Annotated in this window: 17 protein-coding genes and 1 pseudogene; 4 read left to right on the forward strand and 14 right to left on the reverse strand. The window is 63.4% G+C overall.

The window, feature by feature from the left end:
- Positions 1-30: 30 nt before the first annotated feature.
- From H1B27_RS07975 to H1B27_RS08005, 7 genes are read right to left on the reverse strand one after another with little or no spacing between them, the layout of a single operon-like run.
- A complete protein-coding gene (locus H1B27_RS07975; RefSeq protein WP_197965608.1) occupies positions 31-1,236 on the reverse strand; it encodes a phosphopentomutase in 1,206 nt (401 codons plus the stop codon).
- Positions 1,224-2,177 carry a glycoside hydrolase 5 family protein gene (locus H1B27_RS07980; protein ID WP_131872302.1) on the reverse strand — a complete coding sequence of 318 codons (954 nt, stop codon included), beginning with the start codon at positions 2,175-2,177 and terminating at the stop codon, positions 1,224-1,226. The genes H1B27_RS07975 and H1B27_RS07980 overlap by 13 nt, the downstream gene beginning before the upstream one ends.
- Positions 2,177-2,941: a TIGR04290 family methyltransferase gene (locus H1B27_RS07985; protein ID WP_131872304.1), complete on the reverse strand. Its 765-nt coding sequence runs from the start codon at positions 2,939-2,941 to the stop codon at positions 2,177-2,179. The genes H1B27_RS07980 and H1B27_RS07985 overlap by 1 nt, the downstream gene beginning before the upstream one ends.
- Positions 2,938-3,747, reverse strand: coding sequence for a sugar phosphate nucleotidyltransferase (locus tag H1B27_RS07990; RefSeq protein ID WP_197965609.1), 810 nt, complete (start codon positions 3,745-3,747; stop codon positions 2,938-2,940). Before H1B27_RS07990 ends, H1B27_RS07985 begins: the two co-directional genes overlap by 4 nt.
- Before the next feature lies 1 nt (position 3,748).
- On the reverse strand, positions 3,749-4,852 hold the full coding sequence (locus H1B27_RS07995) for a CgeB family protein (RefSeq protein WP_197965610.1): 1,104 nt from the start codon (positions 4,850-4,852) through the stop codon (positions 3,749-3,751).
- On the reverse strand, positions 4,849-5,445 hold the full coding sequence (locus H1B27_RS08000) for a histidine phosphatase family protein (RefSeq protein ID WP_197965611.1): 597 nt from the start codon (positions 5,443-5,445) through the stop codon (positions 4,849-4,851). Before H1B27_RS08000 ends, H1B27_RS07995 begins: the two co-directional genes overlap by 4 nt.
- Positions 5,445-6,545, reverse strand: a complete 1,101-nt coding sequence (locus H1B27_RS08005; RefSeq protein WP_197965612.1) for an inositol-3-phosphate synthase — start codon at positions 6,543-6,545, stop codon at positions 5,445-5,447. The genes H1B27_RS08000 and H1B27_RS08005 overlap by 1 nt, the downstream gene beginning before the upstream one ends.
- A 326-nt stretch (positions 6,546-6,871) precedes the next feature.
- Here H1B27_RS08005 and H1B27_RS08010 point away from each other — a divergent pair, with 326 nt between their 5' ends.
- Both H1B27_RS08010 and H1B27_RS08015 read left to right on the forward strand, forming a co-directional pair.
- Positions 6,872-7,159 carry a hypothetical protein gene (locus H1B27_RS08010; RefSeq protein WP_197965613.1) on the forward strand — a complete coding sequence of 96 codons (288 nt, stop codon included), beginning with the start codon at positions 6,872-6,874 and terminating at the stop codon, positions 7,157-7,159.
- A gap of 13 nt (positions 7,160-7,172) precedes the next feature.
- A complete protein-coding gene (locus H1B27_RS08015) occupies positions 7,173-8,078 on the forward strand; it encodes a glycosyltransferase family 9 protein (RefSeq protein ID WP_311976930.1) in 906 nt (301 codons plus the stop codon).
- 4 nt (positions 8,079-8,082) lie between these two features.
- Here the strand turns inward: H1B27_RS08015 and H1B27_RS08020 are convergent, their stop codons facing one another.
- Positions 8,083-8,865 carry a Crp/Fnr family transcriptional regulator gene (locus tag H1B27_RS08020; protein WP_197965614.1) on the reverse strand — a complete coding sequence of 261 codons (783 nt, stop codon included), beginning with the start codon at positions 8,863-8,865 and terminating at the stop codon, positions 8,083-8,085.
- Between the two features lie 269 nt (positions 8,866-9,134).
- Between H1B27_RS08020 and H1B27_RS08025 the strand changes: the two genes are divergently transcribed.
- Together H1B27_RS08025 and H1B27_RS08030 are read left to right on the forward strand one after the other, a co-directional pair.
- Positions 9,135-9,335: a hypothetical protein gene (locus H1B27_RS08025; protein WP_197965615.1), complete on the forward strand. Its 201-nt coding sequence runs from the start codon at positions 9,135-9,137 to the stop codon at positions 9,333-9,335.
- A gap of 61 nt (positions 9,336-9,396) precedes the next feature.
- The gene (locus tag H1B27_RS08030) at positions 9,397-11,163 is read left to right on the forward strand and encodes an SDR family oxidoreductase (protein WP_197965646.1); all 1,767 of its coding nucleotides are present in this window, start codon (positions 9,397-9,399) and stop codon (positions 11,161-11,163) included.
- 17 nt (positions 11,164-11,180) lie between these two features.
- Here the strand turns inward: H1B27_RS08030 and H1B27_RS08035 are convergent.
- From H1B27_RS08035 to H1B27_RS08060, 6 genes and pseudogenes are all read right to left on the reverse strand, one after another.
- Positions 11,181-13,579 (reverse strand): annotated as a pseudogene (locus tag H1B27_RS08035) (membrane-bound PQQ-dependent dehydrogenase, glucose/quinate/shikimate family).
- Positions 13,580-13,584: 5 nt separating this feature from the next.
- The gene (locus tag H1B27_RS08040; RefSeq protein ID WP_197965616.1) at positions 13,585-13,962 is read right to left on the reverse strand and encodes a c-type cytochrome; all 378 of its coding nucleotides are present in this window, start codon (positions 13,960-13,962) and stop codon (positions 13,585-13,587) included.
- A gap of 18 nt (positions 13,963-13,980) precedes the next feature.
- A complete protein-coding gene (locus H1B27_RS08045) occupies positions 13,981-14,616 on the reverse strand; it encodes a c-type cytochrome (RefSeq protein WP_197965617.1) in 636 nt (211 codons plus the stop codon).
- Positions 14,616-15,467 (reverse strand): substrate-binding domain-containing protein, encoded by an 852-nt coding sequence (locus H1B27_RS08050; protein ID WP_197965618.1) that lies wholly within the window; start codon positions 15,465-15,467, stop codon positions 14,616-14,618. The genes H1B27_RS08045 and H1B27_RS08050 overlap by 1 nt, the downstream gene beginning before the upstream one ends.
- On the reverse strand, positions 15,451-17,298 hold the full coding sequence (locus H1B27_RS08055) for a methanol/ethanol family PQQ-dependent dehydrogenase (RefSeq protein ID WP_197965619.1): 1,848 nt from the start codon (positions 17,296-17,298) through the stop codon (positions 15,451-15,453). Before H1B27_RS08055 ends, H1B27_RS08050 begins: the two co-directional genes overlap by 17 nt.
- Positions 17,299-17,404: 106 nt before the next feature.
- The gene (locus H1B27_RS08060) at positions 17,405-18,193 is read right to left on the reverse strand and encodes a heme-binding protein (protein WP_197965620.1); all 789 of its coding nucleotides are present in this window, start codon (positions 18,191-18,193) and stop codon (positions 17,405-17,407) included.
- Positions 18,194-18,222: the final 29 nt, after the last annotated feature.

Genomic DNA, 18,222 nt, shown 5'->3' on the forward strand with positions numbered 1-18,222 from the left:
AACTCAGGTGAATCGGCGGGCTGCCGTTGGCTAAAAGTGCGCCCCTTGCAGGGCGGCAGGCAGGCCGAGATGCCTTGCCGCGGTCGCGCCGATATCGGCAAAGCCGGTACGCTCGCCGATTGGCGAAGATGATTGCGTCGACCAGGCAAGGATTGGTACCTGCTCACGGGTATGATCGGTGCCGCTCCAGGTCGGATCGCAGCCGTGATCCGCGGTGATGATCAGAAGATCATCGCTTCGCAGGCGGGTCAGCAATTCCGGAAGGCGACTATCGAAGGTCTCGAGCGCCACCGCATAACCGGCGACGTCGCGTCGATGGCCGTACAGCGTGTCGAAATCGATGAAGTTGGCGAACAGCAATCCCCCGTCGGCAAGGCTCGCCAGCCCTTTGAGTGTGGCATCGAACAGCGCCATGTTACCGTCGCCGCGCATGTTTCGCCCGGTCGCGCGATGGGCGAAGATGTCGTCGATCTTGCCGATCGTCACGATGTCACGACCGTCGCTTGCGGCGAGGTCAAGCATGGTGGTTCCGGGCGGCGGTACCGAATAGTCGCGACGGTGCGCGGCCCGCTTGAAGTCCCTCGCGTCTGTGCCAATGAACGGCCGGGCGATGACGCGGCCGATGTTGAGGGAATCGATCAGCCGCCGCGCAATCGCGCAGATGCCGTAGAGACGTTCGAGGCCGAAAGTCTCCTCATGCGCCGCGACCTGGAACACGCTGTCGGCGGACGTGTAGCAGATCGGCATTCCCATCCGCATGTGACGCTCGCCGAACTCGGCGATGATCTCGGTCCCCGAGGCGTGGCAATCTCCGAGGATGCCGGGTAGTCCGGCTTGCTCGCAGAAGTCTTTCGTCAATTCCGCGGGAAAGCACGGCCTCGTGCGCGGGAAATAACCCCAGTCGAACGGAACGGGCACACCGGCGATCTCCCAATGGCCTGAAGGCGTGTCCTTGCCCTTCGAAATCTCGCTGGCGCATCCGAATTGCCGGTGCTGCGCTTGACCCTGTAGCCCTGGCGGTACGCGCCCCGTAGCGAGGCGGCAGGCCTCCCCGAGGCCGAGCGCCACGAGATTGGGAATCCGGAGCGGCCCCTCGCGCAGGTTGCTGTCGGCGTGTCCGGCCGTGCAGGCTTCCGCAATGTGACCGACGGTGTCCGCGCCTTCGTCGCCATAACGGGCGGCATCCGGCGCGCCGCCGATGCCGACGGAATCCATAACCAGGATCAGGGCACGCATGTTGGCTCTCTGATCGGAGGATCGGCCGACGCTGGGAAGGATGCAAGACCGGTTTTCGTGCAGTAGCGATCGACCATCGCCGCGCAAAAATCGGCAAATTCGTTCACGTCGAGCGGCGGGCTGGTGTGATGGGGCTCGATGCCCCGATGTTCGGGCGTGAAGCAGAACGTGACCGTAACCTGGAACTCCGCCAACGCCTCCATCTGGCGGTCGAACCAGTCGATGGCATTGGGACGGAAGCTGTCGGCCCATGATAGGCCGGTCCGCAAGTGAGTCGCGCCCAGACGGCGCATCCAGTGCACCGCGTCGTGCAATCGATGATCCTCGAAGTGGAACCATTGGCACAGGCCCATGGCAGGCGCATAGGCGCCAAACACGTCGGCGGCCGCTTTGGGCGTCCCGTCCTCGCGCAGCAGGCCCATGTGGAAATGCCGGTAGTAGGAGGACCCTTCGGCTTCCTTGTGGCGAGTCGTCGCTTCCCAGGCAGAGGGAAGGTCGTAAAGGCTGTACCAATGGATACGCGGAGCACGGCCGATCAGCAGCTCGGCGGTGCGCGACAGGCCCCAGGCTTGCACCTCCTCGGCGCCGAAGGAGGAGACGCCGACCTCCGTCACCCACACAGGCAAGGTGGTGACCGCCTTGATCTCCTCGAGCTTGGCGGGCCACTCGCCGATCTGCCACAGGTTCCAGTCGAGCGGAAAGCCGTGCACGGCGACGGCATCGAAATGGTCGAGCACGCCGCGGCTCTGCATGTTGCGCATGAAGGACGGATCGATCGGCGAGATGCCGCCGAGAACGACGGGAAGTGGAGGCCTCGTGCTGCGGATCGCCTTTCCCGCTGCGGTCGCAAGGTCTGCGAACTTGGCCCAGTCGGGATCGATCAGGAGATCCCAGTGCGACTTGTTGTTCGGCTCATTCCAGATCTTGGCCGCCTCGATCATCAGCTTGTGCTCCGGGATGGATAGACGGGTCCGTCGACTTGTGGCCGTTCCGTCCGCCTGCAGAGATAGACTTCTTCTTCGGGATGCGCGGCGATGGCAAAGCCGGCGCTGCGCAGCATGGCCTCGACGCAGGCCCGGTTCGGCACCCACCAATTGGTGGGATCGTCGGCGTATTTGTGCTCGATGAAGTGCAGCCTGGGATAGCCGGCGGAATCGAACTGGTCGGTGGTCCAGAAATCGTAGTTCTTCTCGACCGCGTCGACATGGCTGGCGCCGCGCTGCATCGACTGGAACAGCAGAAGATCCTTGGCGACGTGCTCGTGGATGAGATCCAGCGCCAGCAGCGGATGACGCAAATGATACAGCACGCCCATGAAGATCACGAGATCGAACTTTTCACGGAGCTGGCCGACATCATAGGCCGACATCCTGCGGAATTCGATCCTGAGACCGTTCACTTCGGCGGCAAAGCGCGCCTGCGCCAGGTATTCCTCGTCGGTGTCGAGCCCGAGCACGCGCTCGGCGCCCCGCCGCTTCATCTCCATGGCATAGAAGCCGGCGTTGCAGCCGATATCGAGCACGGTCTTGCCTTCGAGGCGGTCCGGGATGATCCCCGAGAAGCGCCGCCATTTGACGTTGGGATAGTCGCCGAGAAAGTGGGTCGGTGCGGTCGGCACGCCGTTGAGGTCGAGGTTGTGAAACCACGGGCCGAGCGCGTGGACGCGCCTGCGGATTTCCTCACGCGTGAGCAGCGCTCCAGTCATGCGGTCGCTCCATTGTCCATTGCATGGGTCGGTCGAGGCCCATCGGACGAGGCGCCGGCCCGCAACCGCGACCGGCTGTCGGTGCCGGTGCTCTCGGCCAGAAGCGCCATCGCAGTGCGATAGCCGTCGACGGTCCCGACATCGACATAGGATTCGCCAGCCTTGATCCCGATGCCGAGGCCGCCGGCCTTGAGATAGGCGTTGACGAGCGTCCCAAAATACTCGTCGCGCCGGTCTCGCTCGTTCCAGAGCGCGTGCAATTCGTGAAAGCCGGTGGCCGACATTCGGAACGCACCCCAGATCCACCGCGACGTCGGATTCGGCTGCTTGACCTGGATCTCCCGCACGCTCTCGCCGTCGAGCACGACGGCATCGAAGAATTCCGGGCGCTCAACGGGAAAGAGCAGGAAGGAGAGGTCCGCATCGGGCAAGGCCTGCAAAGCGGCCTTTGGAAACCAGACCGTGTCGGGCAGGCCGACGACGACGTCTTCATCATGGCCGACGACGGTGCCGGCCCTGAAGACGGCGTCGCACAGGCCGGAGGCGTCGGGCTGGACGACATAGGCGAGCTGGGCGCTGCCGTAGTGATCGCCGAAATATTCGAGAATGTCGGATTTGCCCGGCGAGATCACGAAGCAGATCTTGTCCGCCCCGCCGAGGATCAGGCGCTCCAGCAGATACTCGGAGACCGCACACGGACGCTCGGTGCCGTCGTCGCGCCGGCTGCCGACGGGCAGCAGTTCCTTGGAGAAAGCCAGCGGCTGGATACGACTGCCGCGGCCCGCGGCCGGAACGATGCCCCACATGTCAGGCCTCCTCGGATTGCTGACGACGCGCGCAGCCGGATACTGACTGCTCGAGCAGCGCCACCAGCTCGCGCGCGCGTTTGTCGGACGTATGCTGATCCATCGTGCGCTCATAGGCGCGCCTGGCGATGGACTGCAGATCGGGGCTCGACATCGCCAACGCGTCCAAAGTGTCCTGCGCATCTTGGGCGATCAGGATCTCGCTGCCGGGCGTGAAGAACTCCTCGATGCCCGGCCAGTCGTCGCTCAGGAGGGGAACGCCGCAGGCCGCCGCCTCGAACAGGCGGCCGGAGGGGCACCAGCCCATCTCCGCCATGGCCTTGCGCGTGACGTTGAGGGTCATGCGTGAGGACGCAAAGAAAGGCGCATGCTCCGACGGCGGCAGATGCCGCACGAAATAGATGTTGGGCGACCACGGGAAGTCATCAGGATATTGCGCTCCGCCGATCAGGAAACGCAGGTCTTGCCGCGCTCGCGCCGGTTCGACGAAGAGCGCCTCGAGCCCGCGCTGGCGGTCTTCGGAGTAGGTGCCGAGATAGGACAGATCCGCGCGATAGTGCGGCTCGTGCGGCACCGGGCGATGAATATCGCTATCGACGTGGCCGTACAGGGGACGGACGTCGCGGGCGCCGACCCGGTCGCGAAACTCCTGGACGACGCGTGGGCCGCCGGTGAAGCTGAGGACGAGCGCGAAATCGCGGAGGCCTCGCGTGCCGATATAAGCAACAGATTCTCCCGCCATGAGCCGCGCCAGCGTGATCGGGGTATCCAGATCATAGAAGACGGGGCTGGCGCGACCTTCGGATATGATCAGGTCGGTGGCCGCAATTGCGTCGGGACAGTAGGACGTCACGATCGCGACATCGGCATCCGCGATCTCATTGCGGGCGAGGGAGCGGGTCTCCTCCCAATTCGAAAAAAGCCGCAGTTGCCCACCGGGCAACTCATTGAAGTCCCGGGCGCCAGCATAGTAGGGCACGTCGCGCTCGAAGAAAATGACAGTATGGCCGAGACGTCCGAGGTGCTTGCAGAGGCCGCGCCAGAGCGTCGCGTGGCCATTGCCCCAGGAGGAGGAGATGGTCAGGCCGAAAATGACGATCTTCACGCCGGCACCCGCTGGTTGATCCCGGTGATCCTGAACCCGCGTCGATCCGCAGTGAGGGTGCTGACGCTCGCGGGATCGACCGTGATCGAAAGAAAGTCGTCAAGCCGCATGCGCGCGTAATGCAACAGCGCCGCGCGAATGGGCTCGGCGTGGCTGATTGCGATCACCGAGTCTACGAGAGAATCAGAGCGCAGCTGCTCGAGGTGGCGGACGATGCGAGTCTGGAGCGAGCGCATGCTCTCGCCTCCGGGCGGGCGAGTGCTGCCGCGGCGGCTGTTCCAGCGCGACCATTGAGGATCTTCGCTGAGCTGCATGAAAGACCGGCCAGTCCATTCGCCATAGTCGAGCTCGTCGAGAGCAGGAACGATCTCGACGGGCAATCCGAAGCGCGCAGCGAGGATGCTGGCCGATTGCATGCAGCGCCTCTGCGGGCTCGACTGGATTAGCGACGGCCGTGGGGCGAGATTGGCTGCACACCGGGCAATCTCCTCGCAACCGATGTCGTCGAGCGTGACGCCGCACATCCGGCCGCACAGCGTGCGGCCGAGCAGGGCGTGGTGGCCGTGACGCACGAGATGAATGATCCTGGCCATCAGCTGAAAACCTTGTCGTCGATGAAGGCGCGCGTCCGCCGTCCGGCCTCCTCGTCGTTGAATTGCTGCGGCGGTGATTTCATGAAATAACTGGAGGGGCCGGTCAGGGCGCCGCCCTGGCCGCGGTCCATGGCAAGTTTTGCGCAGCGTACTGCGTCGATCACCACGCCGGCCGAGTTCGGCGAATCCCATACCTCGAGCTTGACCTCGGCGCTCAACGGCACGCCGCCGAACGTCGTGCCTTCCAGCCGGATGAACGCCAGCTTCCGGTCAGTCAACCAGGGCACGTGATCGCTCGGCCCAACGTGAATATTGTCGGGGTCCATCGGGACGTCGAACTGGCTGGTGACGGCCTGCGTCTTCGAAATCTTCTTCGATGCCAGCCGCTCGCGTTCGAGCATGTTCTTGAAATCGGTATTGCCGCCCACATTGAGCTGATAAGTGCGGTCCAGCCGCACGCCGCGGTCGCGAAACAGATTGGCGAGCACGCGATGCAGAATTGTGGCGCCGACCTGGCTCTTGATGTCGTCGCCGATGATCGGGAGGCCCGCCTCCTCGAACCGCCGACGCCAGTCCGGATTGGAGGCGATGAAGACAGGAATGCAGTTGACATAGCCGCAGCCCGCTTCGATGGCGCGCGCCGCGTACCACTCGCTGGCGCGCTGCGAGCCGACGGGCAGGTAGGACACCAGCACATCGGTCCGTGACGTCGCCAGCACTTCCGAAACATCGGCCTCGGGAACGTCGGCGACCGGGACGTCATCCTCGAGATAGTGCCCGATACCGTCCATCACGGGGCCGCGCTGTACGATCACGCCGGTCTGATCGACATCGCTGAAGCGATGCGTGTTGTTTGGCTTGGCAAAGATGGCATCGGCGACGTCGCGCCCGACCTTGTCGGCGTTGACGTCGAATGCCGATGCGATCTGAATGTCGCTGATATGGTAGCCGCCGAGATCGACGTTCATCAGGCCGGGTACAGGTTCATTCGACTTGGCGCTGCGGTAATAGGTAAGCCCCTGGACGAAGGAGCTTGCGCAATTGCCCACGCCGACGATGCCGACGCGCACGCGACGCCTGTCCTGAAGACGGGAATGCATAGACGAGAAACCTCCGGGAAAGCGCGTGGCGACAGCGTAAGTAGGTCGGCGAACGTGCCGGAAGGTATGTTCGTTCCTGTGCCGGAGCGGCCGCGTGCGCGTGGGAAGCGATTCAGGTCAACAAAATGCGCGGCGATTAACCTGGATTAGAATCCCAGTTCGTATCAACGGAACGAAGATCATTGATGATGATGAAGAAGATGAAGCTGCGCTCGCGCGCGTCGCGAGGTGCGACGAAGAACAAATCTTGCCGGCTCGCGTTTCACCACGGATGGCTTGAGCAATGACCGTGTCATTGTCGGATCTGCACACAAGTGAGGTGCCACATGACGTCCAGGACGCAAAACAGCGAAGCCGAGCAGACCACCGATCATGCCGCAATCCGCAAATGGGTCGACGAACGCGGCGGGCAGCCGGCGACGGTCAAGGCGACGGAAGAGGATGGGCACGCCGGCATCTTACGGATCGATTTCGATCCTCCGGATGAGGGACTCGACCGCATCGGCTGGGACGAGTTTTTCGACAAATTCGACGAAGCCGGTATTGCCTTTCTGCACCAGGACCGCACCAAGGACGGCAAGGTAAGCCGATTTCATAAATTCGTCCGACGCTAGCAGAGCTTAGGACGTGAACAGATGGGTCGAGGCCATGCGAGCGGGTGATTTCGCCCGCGCCTGGGCCATCGCTGACCAGGATCTCGCGGTGCTGCAGCATCCGCCCAAGCACACCGGTCCGCGTCATGTCCAGCAGATTTGGCGCGGCGAGGCTCTCGCGGGCCGGCATGTGCTGGTCCGATGCTACCACGGACTAGGCGATACGATCCAGTTCCTGCGTTTCATGCAGCCTCTTCGGAATATCGCGCGAAGTGTCACGGTCTGGTGCCAGCCGGAACTTCTGCCACTGGCCGAGCGCACGGCAGGCGTCGATAGGGCTTTTGCTCTCCACGACGGCATACCCGAAGCGGATTTCGAGGTGGACATCGAAATCATGGAGGTGCCGCATGCGCTCAAAGTTGGACGGGAGCAGGTCGAGCGAGGGCCTTATCTGACGCTTCCGCCGAGGAGCGCGTCGGTGCCCCTCGACGGCAACAGTCTGGCTGTCGGCCTGGTCTGGGAGGTTGGCCAGTGGGATAAGCGGCGCGCCGTGGCTCCCTCATTATTGCGCCGGCTCGCCGTTCCCGGCATCGTGCTTCATTCGCTGCAGAGAAGGACGACAGCCGAAGAGGTCGCGCAGATCGGTGCACGCGACATCAGCACGCCCGATATCGTGGCTCTAGGTCATCTTCTTCGCGAGCTCGATCTGGTCATTTGTGTCGACACGATGGTCGCGCATCTCGCGGGGGCGCTGGGTTGCGAAGCCTGGGTCCTGCTGCATGCCGACTGCGACTGGCGCTGGCCTTCGTCGGGGAACCGTTCTCCTTGGTATCGGAGCTTACGGCTGTTTCATCAAAGGACGATCGGTGACTGGGAAGGTGTCATCGCGGAAGTGAGATTGGCCCTGCAAGAGCGCGCCAGGTTCAGGAAGAAAGTCTGAATTGTCAGGCCATCGCCACGGCGGCTTTGGTCTCTTCCGGTTGTGCCGGTCGTGTGCCTCGATCGCGCGGCCGGATACCAAGGTAGGCAGGATCGAACTCCGCCACGCGGACCAACCCAGGCCAGTCCGTAATCACCAGGGTCTTACCTTGCCATCGCAACAGGTTACCGCGCCGCAGCTCCTGGATGGTGCGGTTCGCGTGAACGGGAGAGATGCTGCAAGCGGCTGCGAGGTCGGACTGGGTGAAGGGCGAAGACAACCGAAAATCCTTGGCGAACCCGACATTTTGCAGGCGCGTCGTGATCTCGCAAAGCAGATGGGCCACGCGTGTCAACGCATCCCGGCTGCCAAGATTTATAGTCCAGTTGCGCTGGATAGCGTGATCACGAAGCAGCATCAGCAGAAGAATACGCGCCAACGCAGGTGAGCGCGCTGATAGCTCGCGGAAGAAGCGATGCGGCACGAGGGCGACGACGGCGGGGCCGAGCGCGATGAGGTTGCCGTCGATGCGCGGCCGGTAGAGTGTCTGGAGGTCGGCGATGTCACCGGGAACAGAGATCGAGGTGATTTGCCCGTTTGCCCCTTCGGCGGCCTGCCAGGACAGATAACCTTGCAGGACCACGCAGCATTGATGGCTGTCGTCGCCGTGGCGCAGGATGGCCTGATGGGAATTGAGGTGCGCGATCGTGCTCGGCATGTCTGCCAGCAGGTCGAGATCGCTCGCGGTCGCGTCACCGAGACTTGCCAAATGATCGGCGAGCTTGGAAAAGGCAAATCCAGTTTGCATTGGTCTTCCGATCGCCCGCGCCTCCACCAACTCTGACCCAAATGGAAAGCGGCGGACAATAACCTGTGATACGATCCGTCGATTTCATACGTAGGCATTGGACGATAGCTATCCTCAAAGTTCCCACTGCCCGAAGGATTACTGCCAGAACGATTAGAGCTGCAGGCCCGTGGTATTTTGTTCGGCAAGTTGATCGATCTTAACAATCTTGAATCTCTCGTTCTCGCCGTTGCCTTAGTCTCAAGCCTTTCAGGCTGGAGGCCGCTCCGATGTTCGACACCGATACGACGGCGCTTTTGCGCGCCGTGCTCGAAGAAGTGTGCGAAAGCATCTCCCGTCGCGAGATTGGTACCCGGACTCACGTCGCCTCTAAGCTTCTGGAAGCAGCGACAAAGGGGCAGACCTCTCTTGACGACCTCAAGCAGGCCGGTTCCAGGGCTTTGTCCGAGGCCTGCGCCGCGCGGAGGTGAGTGTAAGAGGAACGAGCGTCCTATCCGGGCACTTGAACAAGATCTCCACCGGAAAACGCTCATGCACGAATTTGATGCCGCTCCATCGACTGCGACCCTGACGAGGGCCACGGACGACATCTGGATTGTCGACGATCGACCCATTAGTGCAGCGTGCTTGCGTCTGCCCGTTCGCATGACGGTCATCCGGTTGTCCAACGGCGGCCTCATCCTGCACTCGCCAGTGCGATATTCGGCAGCTCTGCGCGATGAGCTGGAGCGTCTGGGCCCGATCAAATATCTGATGGCGCCGAACGTTGCGCATTGGATGTTCCTGCCGGCTTGGCAGAGAGAATTGCCGCAAGCACAAACTTTCGCGGCGCGCGGACTTTCGGCGCGGAAGCAGGTCCGCGAGGCGGGCCTCCGTATCGACCGCGAGCTTGGGGCGTCGTCTCCCGAAGAGTGGGCTGTCGAACTCGAGACCGTCTCGGTGCAAGCCCCTATGTTTTCCGAGGTGGAGATTTTCGACAAGCGGAGCCGCAGCTTGGTGCTGACGGATCTCGTGCAAAATCTCGATCCTCACCACCTTCCTGCCTCAAATCGGGCTGCCGCAAGCCTGCTTGGCATCGCCAAGCCCGACGGGATGGCACCGATCTATTTGCGGATGCTGTTGCGCCTGGGCGGTCGTTCGGTCCAGGCCGCGGCAGAGCGGCTTGTGGGCCTTGCGCCCGAACGGGTCATTTTTGCCCACGGCGACTGGTTCGAGACAGGAGGCATCGAGCGTCTCCGCCGGTCGTTGCGATGGCTGCTTCCTGCCAGCGCTTCGCGATCGCCAGCCCGGTCAATGGCGGACACGCGGGTCGTCATTACGGGAGCATCCAGCGGAATAGGCCGGGCTGCGGCGCTGGCATTCGCGCGGGAAGGTGCGAGCGTGGTGCTCGCCGCGCGTCGTGGGGAGATCCTAACGCGGCTTGCCGCGGAGTGCGAGGCGCTGGGAGGCCGCGCATTGGCTGTCGCGACCGACGTCACCGATGCCGACGCGGTGCAACGATTGGCCAGACAGACGGAGGACGCGTTCGGCGGGATCGACGTCTGGATCAACAATGCCGGCACGGGTGTATTTGGCCGCTATCAGGACGCTGATCTCGCGCTGCATCGCCGGACGATCGAGGTGAATTTGCTGGGCGCCATGAACGGCGCCTTCGCGGTCCTTCCGATCTTCCTGCGCCAGAAGCGAGGCATCCTGATCAACAATATTTCACTTGGGGGATGGGCGCCGACACCGTTCGCGGCCGCGTACACCGCCAGCAAGTTTGGCCTGCGTGGGTTCACAGCAAGCCTGCGGCAAGAACTCAGGGCACATCCCCACATCCACGTCTGCGGTGTATTCCCGGCGATGGTGGATACGCCGGGATTCGTCCACGGCGCCAACATGTCCGGGAAGAGGCTCGATCCGGGTCCGTTGTTGTACCAGTCCGAAGACGTTGCCCAGACCTTCTTGAACCTGGTCCGCGCGCCGCGCGATGAGGTGGCCGTCGGCTGGCCGGCCCGAGCGGGTCAGATCGCCTATGCGGTCGCGCCGAAACTCACTGAAGATCTGGTGGGAAGCGCATTCCGATTCCTGCTGTCGCGGGCGAAGCGCGCACCAATCAGCGAGGGAAGCATGATCGAGGCATCGCCGCCGGGCACGTCGGTCGACGGAGGCTGGCTGGTGCGGAAACAGCTTCCGCCGGCTGGGATCATCAGCAAAGGAATTGCTATGCTTGCGGTCGCCGCCTGTGCTGGTGTCGTGGCCTCTGCACTTGCGCGTCCGCGCCGGCAGATCAGGACGCGACGTCGCCGGGCATAGCTGGTCGTGCCGGCCGATCAAGGCAGCGCGTAAGCCCGCACGTAGTCGCCGAGCTTGGTGCCGAACGAGCCATGGCCGCCATCGACCGTGACGACATATTGCTTGCCGCCTGCCTCATATGTCATCGACGTGGATTGCCCCCCGGCCGGAAGCCGATCCTGCCAGAGCTGCCTGCCGTCGCGAACGTCGAACGCCCTGATGTAGTCGTCCATCGTCCCCGTGATGAAAATGACGCCGCCCACGGTCACGATCGGGCCACCCAGCATGGGAACGCCGAGCTTGAAGGGCAGCGGCAGCGGAGCCTGGTCGCGGATCGTGCCGATGCGGTGCTGCCACACCACCTTGTGCGTCTTCAGGTCGATGGCCGCGATATTGCCCCAGGGCGGAGCGAGGCAGGGAATGGCGAGCGGCGACAGGAAGATGCCGAGATCGACGCCATAGGGAGCGCCGTACATCGGCTGCACGCCGAGTTCGGTGCCCGGGGGATGCGCCGCGTTTGGTGCTGCCGGGTTGTCTTTTCCGCGCGGCACGAGGCGCGAGATGAACGGAATGGACTGCGGATTGGCGATAGCGATCTGCCGCTGGGGATCAATCGCGATGCCGCCCCACTCGAACACGCCGAAATCGCCGGGGAAGACCAGCGTGCCTGCTCGGAGGGTGGCGTGAACGGCCCCTCGTAGCGCAGACGCTTGAATTTGATCCGACAGGCGAGCTGGTCGAACATCGTGCTGCCCCACATATGCGCATCCGTCAGCATGCCGGGCGGACGGAAGCTCAACTCCGAGAAGGGCTGGGTGGAGGACAACCGATCGCCGGGCGCAGCTCCTTGCGGTACGGGTTTTTCCGGCGCAGGCACCAGCTGATGACCGTCGCGGCGGTCGAGCACGAAGATGTCGCCGGTCTTTGCCGGAATGTAGATCGCCGGCGTGGCGCCGCCATTCGAACGCAAATCAACCAGGCTCGGCTGGGAGGGCATGTCCATGTCCCAGAGATCATGGTGCACGTTCTGAAATGACCAACGCAGCTTTCCGGTGGCGATATCGAGGGCGATCAACGCTGAATCGTAGCGCTCCTTCTCCGGCGAACGGCCGCCGCCCCAGATATCCGGCGAGCTCGAGCCGAGCGGGACATAGACGAGCCCCAGCTCTTCATCGACTGCCGAGATGCTCCATGAGTTCGGTGATCCCGCTGTGAAATGGTGTGAGTCCGACGGCATCTCGTTCGGATCGGGATTGCCGGCGTCGAAGGCCCAGATGAGTCGGCCCGAATAGATATCGAAGCCGCGGATGACGCCCGACGGCACACGATCGGAATAATTGTCGATGACGGCGCCGCCCACGATCAGGACCTTGTCGGTCACCACGGGCGGCGAGGTGCCCTCGTAGAAGCCGAGCGTCTGGATCTCGCTCCCCTCCTTGAGATCGATCTGGCCTTTGTTACCGAAGCTGAGGCACGGCGTTCCGCTCCGGGCGTCCAACGCAAACATCCGGCCGTCATTTGTCGGCACGAAGATGCGTTCCGGACAATCGCCTAGGGCTGGGGTGCCGTCAGCCGTCACCGCGCCCTGCTTCGTCGCGTGATAGGACACGCCACGGCAGGTCATGTGCTGGAAGACCTTGTTGTGCTGGACCTGCGGATCGAATTTCCAGCGCAATTTTCCGGTCGCCGCATCGAGTGCGAATACGATCTGGTGCGGCGAGCAGGTGTAGAGGAGGTCGCCGATCTTGAGCGGCGTCGCCTGGTTGGTGATCTCGTCGGGGTCATCAGGTCCCTTGTGATCGCCGGTGCGGAACTCCCAGGCGAGCTTGAGATCCCGGGCGTTGGCTGTGGTGATCTGGCTGAGCGAAGAATAGCGCGTGCCGAGACCGCTGCCGCCATAGGCCATCCAGTTCTCGCCGGCGGTGGGCGGAACTCCATCCGCGGAGGCGATGGCCTCCGTCGTCGCGCTCTCCGCCAGGGTGCCGGCGAGATCGTGGCGATCGCGCGCCAGGGAGACGCCGAGGACGCCGACGGCGACGATCAGGACGAGCCCGAGCGCCCAGCGCGCGGCCCGCAAATTGGGCGTCAAACGCCGGGCGATGAACGGCAACAGCAGCCATACACCGAGCGGCGCAAGGATGTCGCCTCGCGGCGCCAGTGACCAGAAATCGAATCCAGCTTCCCAGATCGCCCACGCCATCGTGCCAAGCAGCAGCGCGGCATATATCCAGAGACCCTCGGCGCGACGTCGCACCAGCAGCCAGGCCGTGAGCAGCAGCATGATTCCGGCGACGAGATAGTAAACGGAGCCGCCGAGCATCGCGAGCCAGGCACCACCGCCGATGAGGGCTAATCCCATGATGGCGATCATCACGATGGTGACGGCCAGCAATGGCGTGTCGCGGAACAACCTTGCAGGGCGCGGTGTGGGATTCATGTGGTCTACTTCAGCGTATAGAGAAACGCCGCGATGTCCCGCGCGTCCTTCTGCGGGATGCCCATTTTGGGCATGGCGTTGCCCGGCAACGCGCGCTGCGGATCTTCGATCCAGTCGGCCATGTTGTCCGGCGAGTTCCAGATGTAGCCGGCGATGTAGGTCCGGGTGCCGATCCGGTGCAGCGGCGGGCCGACATTGCCGTCGGCACCGGCAATGCCGGGAATGTCATGACAGGTGCCGCATTGATACTGCTTGACGAGGTCGCTGCCGCGGCGCGCATCGCCGATGAAATTGTCGGGGCCGGTGGCCCTGCCCGGCTCGCAGGCGGCAGCCGTCACGGCCAGCAGCGCGACGATCAGCAATCGTGTCGTTGGATGGACCATCGGCTGCTCCGCATTCCATCAGGGCTTCTGGCCGAAGTTGAAGGCCTTGGTGGCAGACCACGGATCAGTCGTCGAGACCTGCTCGCTCGGTACCTGCTCGAGCTCAGGCGACAATGGGTCTGCCGAGAAGGTGCGGCCCCATTGCCGGCTCGGCTCGTTGCTGATCTTGCCGATATAGGTAACGAGGTCCCAGATCACGCTGTCGGGCAGCACGCCGCCCCAGGCCGGCATGCCGTTGGGCCGTCCCTGGTAGATCGACAGATAGATGTTCTCCGGCTGCGAGCCGTATGTGAAGAGGTTGTTGCTCAGTGCCGGTCCCATGCCGCCGCCGCCATTCGGCGCGTGGCAGCCGACGCAATTGAAATTGACGTAATAGGTTATCCCGCGCTGCTCGGCATTGGGGTCGCCCTGCACTGGGTTTTTGATCACAGGCGGATCCGGCTGAGCGCCCGGGAATAGCGTGGTCACGGGGACCTGCATGAACACGCCCGGCCTGCCGTTGCCGACGCTGCCGCCGAAATTCGGCCGCGGCGCCAGCGTCGGCATCTGCGCCTCCTGGGATTGCGGCAGGGTTTGCTGCGCGAGCACAGCGCTGTTCGGCACGACCGCCAGCAGTAGCGATAAGGCGCTCGCGCGCAGCGGTGAGGCAGGCATTACTCGTGCCCTCCCGAGACCGTTACGGGCTCCTCGATCAAGGGCACGCCGTAGCTCCGCAACAGTGCAGCGATGTCGGTTCGATGTGCGTCGATGAACGCGTTCAACTGGTCGCGCAGCGCGTGGTTCCCCTTGCGAACGCCCATCGAAATGGCGAACTGGAACTGTTGAGGTGCGAAGCGGTCGCCATCCCGGATCGGGATGACTGACAGCGGCACCTTGGAATGCGCGGCGAAATAGCCGCCCAACGGACCCCAGGCGGCGGCGACGTCGATCTTGCCGTGTTCGACCGCCTCGATCAGGCGTGCAGGCGGATTGGCCTGACGATAGTCCCCATAGATCGAGTATCCCCGGACATTGTCGACGATGCCGAGCTGGCCGAGGGCCTGTGCGGGCGGTGGGTTGTTGCCGTCGTCGCCGACGAGATGCACGCCGATCGTCAGGCGATGGAGGCGGGGATCGAGCAGGGACGAGAGATCGAGATGCGCGTCCTGGCGGCTGACGAAAACATAGGTCGAGCGATAATAGGGCTTCGTGGTCTCTACGAGCTCGTAGCCGACAGGAACGCCCATCACGACGTCGCAGTTCTCGGCCTTGAGCGTGTTGCGGATGAAGCCCCGACGCTGTGCCCACCATGTGTAGGACACCGACCGTCCCAGCGCCTCGGCCACCATCGAAGCGAGCTTGTTCTCAAAACCGGCTACGGCGCTATTGGAGAACGGCAGATTGTTCGGATCAGCGCAGACGCGAAGCTCGCCATTCGGCGCGGCGGCTACCGAGGATGCGATCCCGATCGGGCCGGCAAAAGCGAGAGCAGCAGTAAGGACGACCCAATCACTGCGGAGGCGCATGGCTGCCGTCCTGGTTGCTGGTGCCGCCGAGCTTGAACACCAGAAGCTCACTGCCACCTGCCGTGTAGAATGGCAGGTCCTGCATCGCACCGGTGAAGCCGAGCGCGCCGTTGCGCACGCGCTGATCCACCTCTGCATTCGCCACTACACCAGGCCAGCCGCCGACACCGGAGAGGATCGCGATGTATTGCTGCCCATCGGATCCCCGATAGGAGATCGGCTGACCGATGAACCCGGAGCCCGCGCGAAACTGCCAAAGCAATTTGCCGGTTTTCGCGTCCACCGCCTTGAACAGACGATCCATCGTTCCGTAGAAGGCGACGTCGCCCGCGGTTACCAGCGCGCCGCTCCAAACCGGCAGCTTCTCGTGAATCTCCCACACCTTCTTCCGAGCGACCGGGTCCCACGCCATGAACTCGCCGCGGTGGCCGCCCGGCCCGGCATACATGTCGACATCGGCGCCGACATAGGGCGTGCCGGCGATGTAGCCGACCTGCGACGCCTTGAAGTTCATGCAGAGATGCTGATGTGGAACGTAGAGAAGCTTGGTACGGGGCGACCAGGCGGACGGTTGCCAGTCCTTGGCGCCCGGGGCCGTCGGGCAGATGTTCTCGACCGTCTTGCCGACCAGAGGGGTCTTCTCCTCATTGGGGATGATCTTGCCGGTCTTGAGGTCGACGCCCTTATAGGCGTTCACGAACTCATAGGCTTCCGCCGAGATCACCTCGCCCGAGGTTCGGTCCATGACGTACATATAGCCGTTGCGTCCGGGGTGGATCAGCACCTTGCGCGGCTGGCCATTGAGCTCGAGGTCGACCAGCACGTTCTCGTTGACTTCGTCATGGTCGAACAGATCGTGCGGGTTGACCTGATACGCCCATTTCGCTTGACCGTTGTCGGGATCCCGCGCGAAGATGGTGGTGCTCCAGAGATTGTCGCCGCTGCGCTGGTTCGCATTCCACGGGCTGGGATTGGCGGTGCCGTAATAGATCAGGTTGAGGTCGGCGTCGTAGGAAATCCATCCCCACATGGTGCCGCCGCCGACCTGCCAGCGGTCGGCGGGCCAGCTCTTGACGCCGAGGTCTTTGCCTTTGAGGTTGTCGTAAAAGGGCTTGAAATCGTCGCCGATCAAGACGTCCTTGTCGGGGCCCGTGGCATAGGCGCGCCAGGCGATGGCACCGGTGTTCTCGTCGAGCGCAGTCACCCAGCCGCGAACGCCCATCTCACCGCCGCTGTTGCCGATGAGCACCTTGCCCTTCACGACGATCGGCGCCATCGTGATGGTCTCGCCCTTGTTGATCTCTCCGAGTTTCGTGTGCCAGAGCTCCTTACCGGTCTTGGCATCGAGCGCGACCGAGTGATTGTCCAGCGTATTGAGAAAGATCTTGCCGTTATCGAAAGCGAGCCCGCGATTGACGACGTCGCAGCAGGCAACGCCCGCTGCGGCCGGCTCCGGCTTCGGCGCGTAGGACCATTTCAGCTCGCCTGTCGCCGCATCCAGCGCGAAGACGCGGTTCGGGTAAGGTCCAGCGTAGGGGCTGACCACATACATGGTCCCGTCAACGACCAGCGGGGCGGCCTCCTGGCCGCGATCGGCTCCAACCGAAAACGTCCAGGCAAGTTGCAGGCGTGAGGCATTGCTGGCGTTGATCTGATTGAGTTCGCTGTAGCGCGTGTTGGCGTAGTCCCGCGCCGCCATCGGCCACTGGCCGGGATCCTTCATGCGACTGACGAGATCGGTCTGGGCAAAGCCGGGGGAAAGCAACACGAGCCAGGCGCAGAGCGTAGTCGGTATTCCCCACAGCAACTGCCTGAGGCCGAAACTTAACATAAGTGAAGATCTCCACGGCATTGACGAGGCCTTACCGCGTTGCAGGCCGGTTTGCGAACGTACAAACGTTGTACGCACGCTTGGTTCCTAAGTTCCGGGAGTCTGGCTATCTCACGACGTTTCCCGAGACGCCGGCACCGAGATCGACCGCAATCTGGTCCTCCTTGCCGTTGCACTTGGGATGACCGAAGCCCGACGGGCTTTTGCCGTCCGGTCCGATGTCGTAGATGATCGCGTCCTTCATGTTGGGACTGACGCCGGCCGGCACATGATCGAGGCCGAGGAGGTGGCGAATGCGCCAGGCCACGTTGTGGTCCGCACACGAGCTGTCGCCGCTCACGCCGAGCGCACCCGCGATGCCGTTGCCATCGTAAAGGGCGAGCCCACCGCCGAACACGATCACGCCGCCAACAGGCTTGCCGACCATCGGATCCTTTGCCGTGCCGAACTCGTCGGGTGTGCCGGCATAGATGACTTCCGGAGAGGGCGGATTGCTGAGCGCCGCACCAAATAGAAAGCCGCCGGGCTGTGCGCCCGCGTAGAGATTGGCAGTGGCCATCGCCTTGTCCTTCAGGCTGAACGCATTCGCAGTGTTGGCCTTCTCGGCGGCGATCGCACGGCTGCCGGGCCACTGATCGTCGACCTTGCTGCCGCTGTAAGCGACGGCGCAAACCACCCCCTGGCGATTGACGACGGCAGCCCATTCATTGTTGTCGAGGCCGCCATTGCTGGGGCCGCCGCCGGGCTTGACACTCTTCTTGAGAATGTCGGCGAGCCGATCATGGTCGACCGGACACGACATTCCCGGGCGCGGCTGATCTTGTGCGATGGCACCTTGCGGCGGCGCAAGGGCGGCTGCGAGAATGACAGTCGCCACGACGGTTTGTTTGCGCATAGGGCCTCCACGGAAATATCGCGCGTCAA

This window comes from Bradyrhizobium diversitatis (assembly GCF_016031635.1).
In the GTDB taxonomy this organism is placed as follows: Bacteria; Pseudomonadota; Alphaproteobacteria; order Rhizobiales; family Xanthobacteraceae; genus Bradyrhizobium; species Bradyrhizobium diversitatis.